This is a genomic window from Paenibacillus sp. FSL R5-0345 (assembly GCF_000758585.1).
In the GTDB taxonomy this organism is placed as follows: Bacteria; Bacillota; Bacilli; order Paenibacillales; family Paenibacillaceae; genus Paenibacillus_AQ.
In genome coordinates this window covers 628486-643869 of the sequence record NZ_CP009281.1, presented here as the reverse complement: position 1 = coordinate 643869, position 15384 = coordinate 628486, and the positions used below count along the sequence as shown (strand labels likewise).

Sequence of the window (15384 nt, the reverse complement as noted above, 5' to 3'; positions counted from 1 at the left end):
TGCTCCAAATTTGAAGCAATTATGAGGAAACTATATCATGACAACACCTTATGAAAGCTGTTAAAAATGTAACAGACTTTTACAAAAAGTTATTAACAAACTTTATGATTTGGAAATCCCTGCTATGGTAGATGCTACATGCCCTTTCACTCGTACTTTCCGCCATTCTTCGACTAAGATCCCCTGCTCATCAATCAAAAAAGTAGAACGTACAATGCCCATGAATTCTCTTCCATAAAGCTTCTTAAGCTGCCATACACCGAACATTTCACTTACCTTATGATCCTCATCAGACAACAGTGGAAAGGGTAGACTATTCTTCTCCGTAAACCTTATATGCGAGGCCAAGGGATCTGGGCTGATGCCTAAAACAACCGCACCAAGCGCAGTAATCTGATCATGAGCGTCACGGAATTCGCAGGCCTCCTGCGTACAGGCTGGTGTCATATTTTTAGGATAAAAATATAAAATGACCTTTCGGCCCAGGTACTCATTTAAACTAACCTCTTGCCCACTGGAGGACGGAAGGGTGAAATTCGGTACTTTTTGTCCAATAGCTACTACGTTCAAGTTATATCCACTCCTTCTTAATATTGGAGGATTGAGCATGAATTGCGCGTATCCCCAAAAGAAATTATAATGTAGAGAATGTGAATGCGAAAGGAAGAACGAGAAATGCCACCTAGAAAGAAAAGGCACGCAAAGACTAATAAGTCAAAAAAGAAACCGCTGCTTTGGACCCTGGCCATTATACTCCTACTTATTATCGGTGGAACCATTTATTACTTCACTTCCATTGTCAATGAGCTTGGCAGCATGTCGAACACCGAGAATTCACCATTCAAGAATGCTGAAACCGTTGATGTTGACACTCCAGAACCTCCAAAGTGGGAAGGTACAGAGCCTGTTAATATACTACTAATGGGCGTGGATGCCCGCGGTGTCAAGAAGGGGGAAATTCCTCGTTCCGATACAATGCTCGTCGCCTCACTTGATCCCGTGAAGAAGAAAATCAGCGTATTCTCAATTCTTAGAGACACTTACGTTCCGATTCCAGATCACGGTGAAAAACGAATTAATTCAGCTATCATTTATGGACCTAACACGGCGATGCAGACTGTAAGCGATCTGCTCGGCATCCCGATTCAATATTATGTCTACACGGACTTCCAAGGATTCATCAAGCTAGTAGATGCCGTTGGTGGTGTAGATTATGAAGTCGAGAAAGATATGGTGTACAAGACCATTGCAGATGGTCCCGAGTATGACATTGATCTTAAAAAAGGATATCAGCATCTCGACGGTAATAAAGCTCTGCAATATGTACGTTTCCGACATGACGCTACCTCCGACTTCACTCGGACCGAGCGCCAGCGTGCATTTCTCAAGGTTGTGGCTGACAAGCTGATCAAGACCACATCCATAATCAAGCTACCGAATATCCTGTCTCAAGTTACGCCTTATATCGAAACCAATTTGACAGTAAATGATATGTGGAAGCTTGCAACCGTCGGGTATGATAGTACCATGGGCGGTAGTGAGCAAATTCCGCCAATGGATCTGCTCAAAGAGGAAACTACAAGTGACGGATCGCAGGTTATAGGCATTCGCAGTGAGAAGAAATTAAAGGAATTTGTTCAGGATACCTTAAATGGCCCTGAGCCAACGCCTACACCTTCAACTTCACCAGGGACTACTTCAAGTAGTAACACTAGCGGAACCCAATAAAGATCTGACAAGCAACGTTCACAAGTAGACACTACAGGCAATGGTATAATACGGGCGGACAGCGGAAACACCGTTGTTCGCCCGTTGCCATGAGCACCAACAATCGAAAGGATGATCACATTATGAATCGTTCCACATCTGAGCAACTTTATCACGAAGCCCTTCAACATATCGTTGGAGGTGTAAATAGCCCTTCCCGCTCTTTTAAAGCTGTTGGAGGCGGAGCACCTGTATTTATGAAGCGTGCCAGTGGATCTCACTTCTGGGATGTAGATGGCAATGAATATATCGACTATCTTCAAGCCTATGGACCGATCATTACCGGCCATGCTCACCCACATATAACGAAGGCAATTACCACTGCAGCTGAGAATGGTGTTCTTTACGGAACCCCAACAGAGCTCGAAATTAAGCTTGCTAAAATGCTTAAAGAAGCTATTCCATCTATGGATAAAGTCCGGTTTGTCAATTCCGGCACAGAAGCGGTTATGACTACCATTCGTGTCGCTCGTGCTTATACAAAGCGCAGCAAAATCGTAAAATTCGCTGGCTGTTATCACGGCCACTCTGATCTAGTGCTTGTTGCAGCAGGATCCGGGCCTTCTACGCTTGGTATTCCAGATAGTGCCGGCGTTCCAAGCAGTATTGCACAGGAAGTAATCACTGTTCCTTTTAATGATCTAGATAGCCTGCAAGAGGCACTGGAGAAATGGGGCGAGGATGTCGCCGCTGTAATGGTTGAACCGATCGTCGGTAATTTCGGTATGGTTATGCCGAAGCCTGGATTCCTCGAAGGGCTCTGCAAGCTGGCTCATGATAACGGCTCACTCGTTATTTATGACGAAGTTATTACTGCCTTCCGCTTCCACTATGGTTCCACTCAGACCTATGCAGGACTGGATAACCATGAAGACATTACTCCTGACCTGACAGCACTCGGCAAAATCATCGGCGGCGGCCTACCAATCGGCGCGTACGGCGGTCGTAAGCATGTGATGGAACAAGTAGCACCGCTAGGACCGGCATACCAAGCGGGAACAATGGCGGGTAATCCTGCTTCAATCTCCGCAGGGATCGCCTGTCTGGAGGTGCTGAGCGCAGAAGGCGTATACGATGAGATGGAGCGGCTTGCGATCCGTCTTGTCGATGGACTTCAGGAATCTGCTGACCGTCATGGCATTCCACTGACAATCAACCGCATCCGTGGTTCATTCTCCACTCATTTCTGTAAGCATCCGGTTACGAATTACGATGAGGCACAAGATACAGATGGCGAATTGTTCGCCAGCTTCTTCCGTCACATGTTGAACCGTGGGATTAACCTTGCCCCTTCGAAATATGAAGCTTGGTTCCTAACGACAGCACATACCGATGCGGATATCGATGCTACACTGATTGCAGCTGAAGCGTCATTCGCCGCTATGGCGTCTGAGAAATAAGAAATAATTTACGGCCACAAAACATACAGAAACCTACCACCAAATTCTGGTGGTAGGTTTTTTGCATAGGTACTATTCGAAATCGACTTGCTTGTCCAATATAATTTCCGTCAAAGCAGGTCCAAACATTCGGTCAACTCCAGGTATTAAGGAAAATTGGACCGTGTCCAGATCTGTTGGCAGCGGCGGTGAGACCAAAAACTGCATTTGTGTATGAGCGCCCCCTCCGTGACCTCCATGCGGCTGGATTTCATAGACTGCCTCACTGATAATCTCCAATGTTAAAGCGGCTCTAAGATGAATGTGCTCCACCGTTTCTTTTAAATACTTAATCTCCACAGTAACTATACTAAGCGTTTCATACTGCATAGCATGTGTAAGTGTATATTCGCAATCTTCGAAGACTATCCGCTTCACAATTGGAAGTACACCAAGTAGCAAGCCGGGCTCTTCCCAATATTTCCGTCTGGGTACAGCCTCATTCAGACTGTGTATATACTGTACAATCTGAGAAGTGTCCATCTCGAATCTGGTTGACCACTCCTCAAGAAGCTCACTCTCTGGGGAAAACCGTTTTTTGCCTGTTATAGCTTTACGTTCCTGAATCAGAGTCAAAATCTGCTCATCAATCTTTTTAACCTCATCATTATATTCGTTGACCACGCCTCTTATTGGCATTCTCCCCCAAGCCATTCAATAACCTCCTTCTGATCTTAAATTTAATTCTTATCTATTCGCTATAATGTTACCTTCCGTGGATTAATTTGTAAAATAATTGAAATCATACAATCCTGCAGATGACAAAAAAGCGTGCGTTCCTCAGCTATAAGCCGTAAGACCGCACACTTTTTTAAATCAAAATTATTCTCCTACTTACTCGTACAAGTTACGGATCTCCACTCCCTGAGGAAGCTTGAATGGATTCTCCTTATTAATTCGATCATAGAACATGATCCCATCGAGATGATCAATCTCATGCTGGATGATGATGGCTTGGTAGCCCTTAAATTTAAGGACCACTTCCTTACCCTCAAGATTATATCCCTTAACCTTCACAGATTCGTATCTCGGTACAAATCCATGCACTGGTCGATCAACGGACAGACATCCCTCACTCTCCGGTAAGTACACCATGGTTAGTGAGTGACTGATGATCTTGGGGTTAACCCAAGCATGCTCTACGATCTTTCCTCTCTCGTCCGTAGAATACATCACGAACATACGCTTCGTAAGTCCGATTTGATTCGCCGACAGGCCTACACCAGAGCGTAAATTGTATTCTTCGGAAATTTCCGGGTCCTGACTGTTCTTTAGAAACTGAAGCATACACTGCAGAGTCTCACGATCCTCCTCCTGCAAAGGAAGCTCCACTGGCCCAGCTACGGTACGAAGTACGGAATGACCTTCCCGTACAATATCATCCATAGTGATGATATATTCAGCACTGAATTTTGAACTAGACAATATTCCATCCACCTTTGCCTTACGGGCTTAATTTAAGTACTTATAATATAGTATGCAGATTTATGGATTAATGAAAGCAGTTCGCAGTTTGCTACTATAATTCACATCGAATCCAAGTCCGGTCGCCAATGCGGCAAGGGGAAGATAAGTTTTATCTTCTTTGCCTACCTTTTGCAGAAAAGCAGGGGTATCAATGGCTACATTCTGTCCATTCACCTTAATGAATTTACTGCCAATCGTGATTACGACAGTCCGTCCACCATATTCGATAGTTGCGCTAGAGGTCTTATTATCCCACTTTCCGTTAGCGCCTACGGCATTCAGAATATCTTTAAGCGCCAAGAAGTTCTGACCATTCTTAAGGATAGGTTTATTCGGTGTATTTAACTCTACACCCTTTACTACAATCGACATCGGTACAGTATCCGTAGCCATTGCTGCTACAGTAGGAATGCGGTATTCCCCCCATTGTAATTCAGCAAATACTTTTGCAATGGTCTCGTATCCGAGCTGCGTAGGGTGAAAATCCGCTTGTCCTGCCCCAATAATATGTGTGAGTGAGCCTTCTGAGCCGGCAAACTTTGCCGCCACATGAGCTACTAATACCTTTGCTCCTGGTTGATTTACGCTTGCGGCCACACGATCTGCCGAATCCGTAAATTGGGCTGCTGCGGTCATCAATTTGGTGTACATTGCACCAAGAGCAATCTTAGGAGCAGGCTGATATTGGTCAGCCAGTATAATTGTTGCTTGAGGATTTATCGCACGAATATTCTCAAGAGTCGCCTTCACATTCGTATTATAATCCGCTAGCTTCTGCTCCAGCTGAGATTCGAAATCTGTATCTGTCAGTTCCTTAACCTGTAAGAAAAGACGGCTTACATCATTCCCCCCAATTGTAATCGTAATCAGATCGGCTTCCTTGAGCTCTGATGCGATCTGCGGGGTTAACTTGGCGAACTGGTCTATCCGTGGATCTGGCAGACCTGACTGAATACCTTCAGCGGTAATCGCTGAGCCGTCCTTGATGGCTCCTGTGTAATTAAGTAGTCCAGCAGTGGTCAGTCCAAGAATACCATAATTGGTAAGCTCGCTTCTGCCATGATACCACCCCTGCTCCAGTAGCCGCTCCGCATAGCCGTAAGGCTTAGTATTCACATCCGTCATTCCCGGCTCGTATCCGGCAGTAATCGAATCGCCAAGAGCTACGATGCGAAAGACATCCTGACTTGCGTTTTGTGTTGCAGACGTGTCAGCCGCATTTGCCGATCCGGCACCTACACCAATTAGCACAGATAACAAAAGCATACCGCTTGTGCCAGCTGCTAAAATTCTTCTCCACTTGCTTAGCATCGTATCCCTCCCAAAATGTTCTAATTCTCATTCTACCATCCCTGATAGCAACGCAAAAGAGCGGCCTCCCATATTCGGGAAACCGCCCTGCAAATCACTATTCTATTCACAACTGGGAACCTTTATATTATTCTTTATCTGAATTCTCTTGTGAATTCAAATTCTTCCCGGCGCGCTCCAAATATTTATCATAACGATCGTCCAGTTCATGTCCAATCTTACGATAACGAAGCGTCTCCTCCACAATAGGATCCATTGTGGTCTGGATACGAATTTCATACTTCGGAGAGATTTCACGGATTTCTTTAGCAGTACGGTCACCCTGTTCCATCTCACCATCTACCAACATTTCACTTAGCTTGCGTTCCAGATCATCCTTCTCGCTCATGATGCATCGTCCTCCCTAAAGCTTATATCCTGTTGCTTCAGCATTCTTCAGTGACGAAACCAAATATTCGTGAATATGACCATTACTTGCTACTAAATGACGAGTGCCAATATCGTATGGACGACCAAGCGTATCCGTGATTCTGCCCCCTGATTCAAGGACTAGCAGCACTCCTGCAGCACAATCCCAAGGGCTTAAGCCTACTTCCCAGTAGCCATCTACTCGGCCCGCTGCTACATAAGCCAAATGTAGAGCAGCCGAACCTCCTGCACGAATACCACGAATCTGTGGAAGAACGCTCTGCAGTCCCGCCATATTCACAGGTTGTGCAAATTCACGGTCCGGTGGAAAGCCCATAGCAATCAAGCTGTCTCCAAAAACGTTCTCCGTAGAAACTGCGGTAGGAACACCATGCATATAGGCTCCCTTACCTTTTTCAGCTACGAACATCTCATCACGAATCGGATCGTAAATTACACCAACCGTCAATTCTCCACGAATCACCAAAGCAATAGAAACACAGTAAAAAGGAAATCCGTGTACAAAATTAGTCGTACCATCTACAGGATCTACAATCCACAGATATTCATGCTCACGGGCTTCTTCCAATGCAGCGGTTGCTGCTGCTGCACCCGGGGATACACCTTCTTCACCGAGGATCGCATGATCTGGAAAATGCGTCAGAATCAACCTGCGGATCATCTGTTCAACGCCTTTATCTACTTCCGTAACCAGATCCTGTGCCGATGTCTTCGTATTAAGTTCCTTCACCAGGCCCTGTCTGCTCTTTATCCATTCTCCTGCTTTGGCAGCAGCATTAATAGCTACCGCCGTATGTCCCTTGCTCGATACTACATAGGGTTCACGTTCGTTCTTACCCTCTGGTTTTAAAGGACTCATATCTTCACTCCGCTTCCTTGAACATAATCGCCATTGGCATGAAATTTAAAGCAATCCTATTCACAATACCGTGCAATACGCCAAAACGTTCTCAAAGTTCCGCCATAAGGGATACCCAATTGGTTGTATGATCCCTTGAATGTTATTCGTAATAAAGTTTCATTCAACGTACCCTATTTCAAGTTACATATCAAGTCATGATAGGACCCGTATTCGGGACCTATCGCCTTATTTTCATTGTTTAAGGTTCGATATTCACACTTGCCCCATTTAATACGGAAATTCCGTTACCGGCATCAGCCAGCTCCTTCATTGTTTCCATCAATCCAAATAACGCACCATCTTTTAGTTTCGCCTCAATCATAACATCGACAGCAGGAGTATCTGCGGCAATACGCTTTAAAAAGGCTACTAATGGCGCAGGTTCTACGCCGTCTGCATGACTGCGTGGGTCAGACGGACTGCGCGGACTAGAGACATGAATCTTAGGCGGCAAAAGCTCTCCCGCTGGAACATCCTTCAGTGAAAGCTCGCTCCGCCATGTCTGTTGAATGTCAGGCCATAGCTCCCAAGGGAGCTCTCCTTCATTATTCACCCATTGATGGTGAATATCCAGCACCATCGGCAGACCTACATTCTGACAAACCGCTAGTGTCTCCGGGGCTGTGAAGGTCTTATCATCATTCTCCAGCGTAATACGCTCCTGCAGCGCTGCTGGCAGCTCGCAGAAATGCTTCTCGAACCGCTTGGCTGCCACCGGCTTGTCCCCATAGGCTCCGCCAATATGAATATTATTCTTCGCCATGGCAGGAAGTCCCATGGCATTTAGCATGTCCGTATGGTGCTGCAAATCCCGGATGGAACTTATCAGCACCTCAGGACGGGGTGTACTAAGCACTGTAAAGTGATCTGGATGAAAGGACACCCGCATCCCATGTTTTTTCACATATTGCCCCACTTCCGCGAATTCCTCTGCGAGCGCAGCAAACGGATTCCAATCCTGTAAATCAGGATGCGTCGCCAGAGGAATTAATTTGGAAGTGAGACGGTACACAAAAATGTCCGAACCCACATTATGCTTCATTAGTCTCAGCGTATTGTGCAGATTCATCCGAGCGAGGTTCTCCAAACGCCGAAGTGCCGCTTCACGGTCATCCAGCTTCTTGAAGGAGGCCATCGTCATAGTCTTGGATGGTGAGCAGTCTTTGATAACGGTGGACATCGCTACATATCCAAAACGGACAATCATCCCTGCGCTCCAAAAAACATTTCATCTGCTAGTGCAGTCTGCACTTTGGACTCTTCTTCATTCAATTTACGCACGAGTTCCATTTCGACCGCTGTAACCTCATGCCCCTGAAAATTAATCTCTGCAATCGAGGCAGAGATTTTGACAATCGCTACAGCTACATTCTCAGGTGTGTAGGCAATCACCTTCTGACCCGTCGGATACACGCGAAAGCCCTGCTTCACCATTTTGGTACGACCGTACTCCAGCAACTCATAGAGCTCTTGTTCATTCTTGAACTTACAGACGGAATTGAATTCAGTTTGAAAACCCATATTTCTTCGCCCCTTTCCAGTCGGGATGAACCCGCTAGCAGCTTCAATTACTCGTTGTCATACTTAAGACCTTGTTTGAAATTATAGCGCTCTAAAGCTAACTCAATCATACGGTCTAACAGAGCTCTATAAGATACACCTGTCTCACGCCACAATAGCGGATACATGCTGTAAGGTGTGAAGCCAGGCATAGTGTTCACTTCGTTTATTAGAATTTTACCATCCGATCTCCGCAGGAAGAAGTCCGCCCGAGTAATACCACTACCCTCAATGGCTCTAAAAGCGGTTATCGCGGACTCCCGCAGACGATCGGCAACTTCAGAATCTACTGGCGCAGGAATCATCATTTGCGATTTGCCGTCCGTATACTTAGCTGCGTAGTCATAATATTCTCCAGAAGAAACGATTTCACCCGGGACAGAGGCCTCTGGCTCATCATTTCCGAGCACCCCGACCTCTACCTCACGAGCATCCACGAATTCCTCAATAATGACTTTGGTGTCATAACGGAAGGCAAAATCTATAGCTTTTACAAGACTCTCCTTATCAGAAGCCTTAGAAATACCTACACTTGAGCCCAAATTTGCAGGCTTAACGAATACTGGATACCCCAGTTTATCCTCTACACCCACAATCAACTCATGACTTTTTCTTTTCCAAGCGCTGATGTTAAAATAACAATATTCACACTGGTCCAGACCGGCATCAGCGAACAGCTTCTTCATGACAACCTTATCCATACCTGCCGAAGAGGCAAGAACACCAGCCCCGATGTAAGGAATATTCGCCATTTCGAACAAACCTTGAATCGTTCCGTCCTCACCATACGTGCCATGCAGCAGCGGGAACATGACGTCCACCGTTTTTTCAGCACCGGACAGTCCACTAAATACTACATTCAGGGCTGTGCCCATATCTTCAGTTGCATCTGAAAGCTTGAGCTGCTCTACCTCACTATAAGGTGCCGATAATGTCTCTCCGACTTTCCATAAACCCTGTTTTGAAATGTAAAAAGGGATAATCTCATATTTATCGTAATCAAATGAGTTCATCACGGCAAAAGCCGTCTGTAGCGATACCTCATGTTCTCCGGATTTGCCCCCGTACACTAGCCCTACGGTTAGTTTTGCATTCCCCATACCTTTATTACCTCTTTCTGTCTTATAAATAGTCGTTAATATGAAAAAAACGGTATTTCGTTTGATCCGTCCAAGCGTAGGAATCACGATAGTCCCAGAAGCGATGACGGCTGCTAACTGTACGTGCATTCACAAGCGGCATGCCACCAGCATCAAAGGCTGTGACGATCGTGCTGTGCTGATATTGCCCGTTGCCATCCCAGTCATATTGAATGATATCGCCAAGCATCAATTGCTCCGGCCGCTCCATCACTTCCGCACGCAAGCCATTGCTCCGGCTAACGCTCAAATAGCGCTGCAGACTGTCTGATACAGCCCAGCTATAACTCCACCATTCTTGTTTCCCTTGGTAGCCTTTGTACCACCAACCCGTTTCTCTTTTACCAGTATAGTTGATAGGTGCTCCCCCTGCAAAGAGGCATTGGGAGACATAATTCGTACAATCCACCTCAAATGTTTCGAACTCTGGATTACCGTCTTTCCACCAACGGTCGGCATAAGCCACCGCTTCTTCACGGTTGTAGCGAACCTCTCTTGAGCCCGGGATCTCCCCCAGAATATTCCGGTTCAGAAGAGGCTGTGATGGCAACGGAGCTGGTAAAGCTTCACCCCACTTGGACAATCTGCCAGATAACTCTACCTCTGCTCTATGAACCGTATTTCTTTCGGGAATAGTTCGTTCTATAGCAGCGATTTCCCAGCCCCCTCCGTCCCGCACAAAGGTCAACCGCTCCAGCTCAACCCTATCCTCGCGGTGATTAACGCCTCCTTTTTCATAATAAAGTGCACTATGCAGTGTAACCTCTGCAACCACCTCAGTCGGAGTCTGCCGGACGGTCCGTAAAGTCTTTACACCTGTTTCCCCTCGCAGCGGAGTGATCCCACGAGCGTTATACCATTCAGCGATTCGGCGTGAACGTTCCCCTTGCTCCACCAAAAAGCGTGGATCCTTAACGGACACGGAAACGGTTTGCGATGAGGACTTAGGTTCCACCCTGGCCTTATTCACTTGATCTACATATACATATAGACTTTGCTTCCATTGTTGCTCCATTATACTCGCACCCCTTCATTCCCTTTTAACTGCTGCTCTATGTATATGAAAGGAAACAGGCCGCTATACAGATCGCTTCAATTTACATGGCAAGGCATACGCTTTGCTTATAGCTCTCGTTTTTGGGGTAACTCTAAATGGTTTTAGAGATGCGATATTAGGGCTTTATATATAGGAAAAAAAACTTTACTCCCCTCTTTGTAACCGTTATAATTAAATAACATGCAATGTGAAATTGAGTTTCAATAGATGAAACAAGGAGGCGCACATATGCCAAGCAAGGATCATTTCTCGTTGGCCCGTACCCTAGAATCAGGTGGCAAATCTTATCGCTATTATGATCTTAACTCCCTTGAGGAACAAGGATTGGGCTCTATCTCTTCCCTTCCTTTTTCAATCAAAGTATTACTTGAAGCAGCTGTTCGTCAGTTTGACGGACGGGCAATTACAGAAGAACACGTGAAACAATTGGCTGATTGGTCAGGTGACATTGACCGCAATAAAGAAATTCCGTTTATCCCTGCTCGTATCGTACTTCAGGACTTTACCGGTGTACCGGTAGTCGTAGATCTGGCAGCTATGCGTGATACCGTAAAGAAAGCCGGAGGAGATCCTAAACAGATCAACCCGCTCGTTCCCGTTGACCTTGTAATTGACCACTCTGTTATGGTTGATGCTTTCGGTACGGCAGATGCTTTGGAATACAATATGAACGTGGAGTTTGAGCGTAACGAGGAACGCTACCGTTTCCTTCGCTGGGCACAGACCGCTTTCAATAACTTCCGTGCAGTTCCTCCAGCTACCGGTATCGTGCATCAGGTGAATTTGGAGTATTTGGCTTCCGTAGCCACTACTAAAACTATCGATGGTGAAACTGTCGTTTATCCAGATTCCCTTGTTGGAACGGACTCCCACACTACGATGATCAACGGACTTGGTGTTGTAGGCTGGGGTGTTGGCGGTATTGAAGCTGAAGCAGGTATGCTCGGACAACCGCTCTATTTTGTTACACCAGATGTAGTGGGCTTCAAGCTTACAGGCAGCCTTATCGAAGGGGCTACAGCAACAGACTTGGCACTGACAGTAACTGAAATGTTGCGTAAAAAAGGCGTAGTCGGCAAATTCGTCGAATTCTACGGTCCTGGTCTTGCTAACATCAGTCTTGCTGACCGGGCAACAGTTGCTAACATGGCGCCAGAATACGGAGCAACGATCGGTTTCTTCCCTGTAGATGAAGAGACACTTGCTTATTTGCGCAGCACAGGTCGTCCGGATGATTTGGTAGAGCTCGTTGAATCTTATTACAAAGCACAAGGGATGTTCCGCACTTCGGATACACCAGATCCTGAGTTCAGCGATGTAATTGAACTTGACCTAGCTTCTGTCGTTCCAAGCTTGGCTGGACCAAAACGTCCGCAAGACCGGATTGAGCTTACCCACATGAAAGAAAATTTTGAAGGTATTATCCGTACACCTGTAGACAAAGGCGGTTATGGCCTCAGCGATGAGAAAATCGCCCAAGTTGTAGAAATAGAGCATAAGAATGGTACCACTAGCAAGCTCAGTACAGGCGCAGTCGTAATCGCAGCTATTACAAGCTGTACAAATACTTCTAACCCTAGCGTTATGCTTGGAGCAGGTCTTTTGGCGAAAAAAGCGGTGGAACGTGGACTGACCAAACCAGCATACGTTAAGAGCAGCTTGACTCCAGGATCATTGGTAGTTACTGAATATTTGGAAAAAGCAGACCTGCTGAAGCCACTTGAAGCACTGGGCTTCTACTTGGCGGGATATGGCTGTGCTACTTGTATCGGTAACTCCGGTCCACTGCCTGAAGAGGTTAGCCAAGCCATTACTGATAACGATATGACCGTCGCTGCTGTAATCTCCGGTAACCGTAACTTTGAAGGCCGTGTACATGCTCAGGTCAAAGCCAACTACTTGGCTTCACCACCGCTCGTAGTTGCTTATGCACTGGCTGGTACTGTAAATATCGATTTGCAGACTGAACCGCTCGGATTTGATCCACAAGGTGAGCCAGTATTCCTGAAAGATATTTGGCCTACGACTGCTGAAATTCGTGAAGCGATTGGTCTTTCCCTTAGCCCAGAGATGTTCCGCCGTAAATACGAGAATGTATTCACTGCTAACGAACGCTGGAATTCGATCCCTGTTCCGCAAGGCGAGCTGTATGAGTGGGATGACAACTCCACGTATATTCAGAACCCGCCATTCTTTGAGCATCTGGCAGACGGTCTGGGAGACATCAAGGATATCAAGGATGCACGCGTTCTGGCGTTGCTTGCTGATTCCGTAACGACCGACCATATCTCACCTGCAGGTAATATCTCTACCTCTGGTCCTGCCGGCGAATATTTACGCGATCATGGTGTAGAACGTGCAGACTTCAACTCCTACGGCTCACGCCGCGGAAATCATGAAGTCATGATGCGTGGTACATTCGCTAATATTCGGATTCGTAATGCAGTAGCTCCAGGTACAGAAGGCGGAGTTACAACCTTCCTGCCAAGCGATGAAGTCATGTCCATCTATGACGCTTCCATGCTGTATCAGGACGCTGGACAGAATCTCATCGTTATCGCCGGTAAAGAATACGGCACAGGAAGCTCACGTGACTGGGCTGCCAAGGGCACGCTTCTGTTGGGTGTTAAAGCTGTTATCGCTGAGAGCTTTGAGCGGATTCACCGCAGCAATCTGGTTGGTATGGGTGTGCTTCCACTGCAATTCCAGGAAGGACACGGCTGGAGCAGCTTGGGACTGACCGGACGCGAGACCTTCAATATTACTGGACTTGATAACGAGGTGCTGCCAGGACAAGAACTCACTGTCACCGCAACCCGCGAAGACGGTACTCAGTTCGATTTCCCTGTCACAGCACGTCTCGACAGCACGGTTGATATTGATTACTATCGCAATGGTGGTATTCTACAAACTGTGCTTCGTCAAATGCTGGCAGATGCCACAGATTCTTCGGCTGTGTCGGTAGAATAGATTTAATAAAGGACTGTCTCATGGTCAGGAATGACCATGAGACAGTCCTTTTTTTTGGGTGCCCCAGTAGCCGATTGTTGGCTGCTGGGGCCTCTTTGTTGTGTGAGGCCCTTTCCTGAGTCTGGTGGGCTAAGGGGGTGATTAGGATCTTCTGAGTCTGAAAGGCTCCGGCGTTGCAGGTTTCATGCTTAATAATGCAAGTCGAGCGGAGTCACTCTGGAAGCTTGCTTTCAAAGTGACTTAGCGGCGGAGGGGTGAATAACCGCACGGGTCACAGACATTCCGGCTCTGGCATTGTGACGTTAGGCTTTGCCATATATCCCAGCATAATTACTCAAGGATTGCCAAAAGTAGCACTGAGTCGCTTAGTCTTCATTTACCCGTTATTAGCTAAAGCAAGCTGCCCTTCCAAAAAACAAACAGCGATCCTCCAGTAACGGAGTGATCGCTGCTCTACTTCATAATACATGCATATTCTTCTTATGGAATCATCATACCCATTTCACTTGCTGCTTCCTTTAAGATGGCGGCATACTCCACTAACGTATCCCTAGACAGACGGCTGACCGGCCCTGACAGCGATAACGCCGCAATCACATTTCCACTACGGCCTGTGACAGGTACCGCCACAGCGGCCGCACCAGACTCACGTTCTTCGAAACTCGTGGCATACCCCAGCCGGATGATCTCATTAAGCTGCTCTTTATATACTTCCTTCTCAACGTAATCCGGCCACTCCGAGCTCTCCAGCAGTTCTCTCAACACCTCAGGTGGTGCATACGCTGCCAGCACTTTACTCGACGCTCCTACAGATAATGGCAGCCTCGCACCGATCTGTGCGACTCGACGAATTGCCTGCTGGCTCTGTACCGCCTGAATACGCACGCGTTCAATACCATCCCGTAAGTAAAGACTGACCGTCTCACCGAGTCGATCTCTCAGCCGTTCCATAGATGGCAGTAATACCGCTGCCGACTCGTCAAAAGCAGGCAGATGTGTGGACAACTCCCAAATTCGTATACCCAGTCTATATTTTTCTGTCGCCGGATTGCGAATGAGAAATCCCTTTTCCTCGAGTGTTGCTAGCAATCTGTGGACTGTACTCTTATGTAAATCAATCTTTGATGCGATCTCCGTCAACCCTAAATCACTATCCTGCGTAAAACAAAGTAATATGTCGAGCGCACGTTCTACCGCGCGTACCGTTAGCTTTCGGTCCTCCACAGTAATCCCCCCTCGTGTTTCATCAAATGAAACGCGGTTACATTATTATTAATTCTATCTTAGTGCAAAACTCTACGGAAAGTCCAGTATATTCACTGAGCCGGAAAAGACTGACCCGCA

14 protein-coding genes are annotated in these 15384 nt (G+C 46.6%); 3 read left to right on the top strand and 11 right to left on the bottom strand.

Annotated elements, in window-relative coordinates:
* Positions 1-102: 102 nt before the first annotated feature.
* Positions 103-570 (bottom strand): thioredoxin-dependent thiol peroxidase, encoded by a 468-nt coding sequence (gene bcp / locus R50345_RS02945; protein ID WP_042123969.1) that lies wholly within the window; start codon positions 568-570, stop codon positions 103-105.
* A gap of 105 nt (positions 571-675) precedes the next feature.
* On the opposite strand from bcp, the gene R50345_RS02940 reads away from it, so the two are divergent.
* Positions 676-1728, top strand: a complete 1053-nt coding sequence (locus R50345_RS02940) for an LCP family protein (protein WP_042123967.1) — start codon at positions 676-678, stop codon at positions 1726-1728.
* Positions 1729-1850: 122 nt separating this feature from the next.
* Entirely contained in the window at positions 1851-3167 is a 1317-nt protein-coding gene (locus tag R50345_RS02935) for a glutamate-1-semialdehyde 2,1-aminomutase (RefSeq protein WP_042123965.1), read from the top strand.
* Between the two features lie 72 nt (positions 3168-3239).
* On the opposite strand, the gene R50345_RS02930 is transcribed toward R50345_RS02935, so the two are convergent.
* From R50345_RS02930 to R50345_RS02890, 9 genes are all read right to left on the bottom strand, one after another.
* Positions 3240-3860, bottom strand: a complete 621-nt coding sequence (locus R50345_RS02930) for a hypothetical protein (protein WP_042123963.1) — start codon at positions 3858-3860, stop codon at positions 3240-3242.
* A 180-nt stretch (positions 3861-4040) separates the two neighbouring features.
* Positions 4041-4592: a peptide deformylase gene (gene def, locus R50345_RS02925; protein ID WP_042131818.1), complete on the bottom strand. Its 552-nt coding sequence runs from the start codon at positions 4590-4592 to the stop codon at positions 4041-4043.
* A 99-nt stretch (positions 4593-4691) separates the two neighbouring features.
* Positions 4692-5984: a stalk domain-containing protein gene (locus R50345_RS02920; RefSeq protein WP_042123961.1), complete on the bottom strand. Its 1293-nt coding sequence runs from the start codon at positions 5982-5984 to the stop codon at positions 4692-4694.
* A 127-nt stretch (positions 5985-6111) separates the two neighbouring features.
* On the bottom strand, positions 6112-6372 hold the full coding sequence (locus tag R50345_RS02915) for a hypothetical protein (protein ID WP_042123959.1): 261 nt from the start codon (positions 6370-6372) through the stop codon (positions 6112-6114).
* 15 nt (positions 6373-6387) lie between these two features.
* Positions 6388-7272, bottom strand: a complete 885-nt coding sequence (locus R50345_RS02910) for an inositol monophosphatase family protein (protein WP_042123958.1) — start codon at positions 7270-7272, stop codon at positions 6388-6390.
* A gap of 241 nt (positions 7273-7513) precedes the next feature.
* Positions 7514-8521, bottom strand: coding sequence for a UV DNA damage repair endonuclease UvsE (gene uvsE, locus R50345_RS02905; protein ID WP_042123956.1), 1008 nt, complete (start codon positions 8519-8521; stop codon positions 7514-7516).
* Complete coding sequence (locus R50345_RS02900; protein WP_042123954.1) at positions 8518-8835, bottom strand: hypothetical protein; 318 nt, start codon at positions 8833-8835, stop codon at positions 8518-8520. Before R50345_RS02900 ends, uvsE begins: the two co-directional genes overlap by 4 nt.
* 47 nt (positions 8836-8882) lie before the next feature.
* Positions 8883-9974 carry a D-alanine--D-alanine ligase gene (locus R50345_RS02895; protein ID WP_042123951.1) on the bottom strand — a complete coding sequence of 364 codons (1092 nt, stop codon included), beginning with the start codon at positions 9972-9974 and terminating at the stop codon, positions 8883-8885.
* A 22-nt stretch (positions 9975-9996) separates the two neighbouring features.
* The gene (locus R50345_RS02890) at positions 9997-11028 is read right to left on the bottom strand and encodes an amidase domain-containing protein (protein WP_081953979.1); all 1032 of its coding nucleotides are present in this window, start codon (positions 11026-11028) and stop codon (positions 9997-9999) included.
* 270 nt (positions 11029-11298) lie between these two features.
* On the opposite strand from R50345_RS02890, the gene acnA reads away from it, so the two are divergent.
* Positions 11299-14040, top strand: coding sequence for an aconitate hydratase AcnA (gene acnA / locus R50345_RS02885; protein WP_042123947.1), 2742 nt, complete (start codon positions 11299-11301; stop codon positions 14038-14040).
* 480 nt (positions 14041-14520) lie between these two features.
* Here acnA and R50345_RS02880 read toward each other — a convergent pair whose 3' ends face one another.
* Positions 14521-15264, bottom strand: coding sequence for an IclR family transcriptional regulator (locus R50345_RS02880; RefSeq protein WP_042123945.1), 744 nt, complete (start codon positions 15262-15264; stop codon positions 14521-14523).
* Between the last annotated feature and the right edge of the window lie 120 nt (positions 15265-15384).

What these genes read in the sequence shown, in the direction of transcription:
- R50345_RS02900 (WP_042123954.1), bottom strand. Translation starts at nt 8,835, where the DNA reads ATGGGTTTTCAAACTGAATTCAATTCCGTCTGTAAGTTCAAGAATGAA.
- acnA (WP_042123947.1), top strand. Translation starts at nt 11,299, where the DNA reads ATGCCAAGCAAGGATCATTTCTCGTTGGCCCGTACCCTAGAATCAGGT.
- R50345_RS02935 (WP_042123965.1), top strand. Translation starts at nt 1,851, where the DNA reads ATGAATCGTTCCACATCTGAGCAACTTTATCACGAAGCCCTTCAACAT.
- R50345_RS02940 (WP_042123967.1), top strand. Translation starts at nt 676, where the DNA reads ATGCCACCTAGAAAGAAAAGGCACGCAAAGACTAATAAGTCAAAAAAG.
- R50345_RS02915 (WP_042123959.1), bottom strand. Translation starts at nt 6,372, where the DNA reads ATGAGCGAGAAGGATGATCTGGAACGCAAGCTAAGTGAAATGTTGGTA.
- R50345_RS02910 (WP_042123958.1), bottom strand. Translation starts at nt 7,272, where the DNA reads ATGAGTCCTTTAAAACCAGAGGGTAAGAACGAACGTGAACCCTATGTA.
- R50345_RS02920 (WP_042123961.1), bottom strand. Translation starts at nt 5,984, where the DNA reads ATGCTAAGCAAGTGGAGAAGAATTTTAGCAGCTGGCACAAGCGGTATG.
- uvsE (WP_042123956.1), bottom strand. Translation starts at nt 8,521, where the DNA reads ATGATTGTCCGTTTTGGATATGTAGCGATGTCCACCGTTATCAAAGAC.
- R50345_RS02895 (WP_042123951.1), bottom strand. Translation starts at nt 9,974, where the DNA reads ATGGGGAATGCAAAACTAACCGTAGGGCTAGTGTACGGGGGCAAATCC.
- R50345_RS02930 (WP_042123963.1), bottom strand. Translation starts at nt 3,860, where the DNA reads ATGGCTTGGGGGAGAATGCCAATAAGAGGCGTGGTCAACGAATATAAT.
- def (WP_042131818.1), bottom strand. Translation starts at nt 4,592, where the DNA reads ATGGATGATATTGTACGGGAAGGTCATTCCGTACTTCGTACCGTAGCT.
- R50345_RS02890 (WP_081953979.1), bottom strand. Translation starts at nt 11,028, where the DNA reads ATGGAGCAACAATGGAAGCAAAGTCTATATGTATATGTAGATCAAGTG.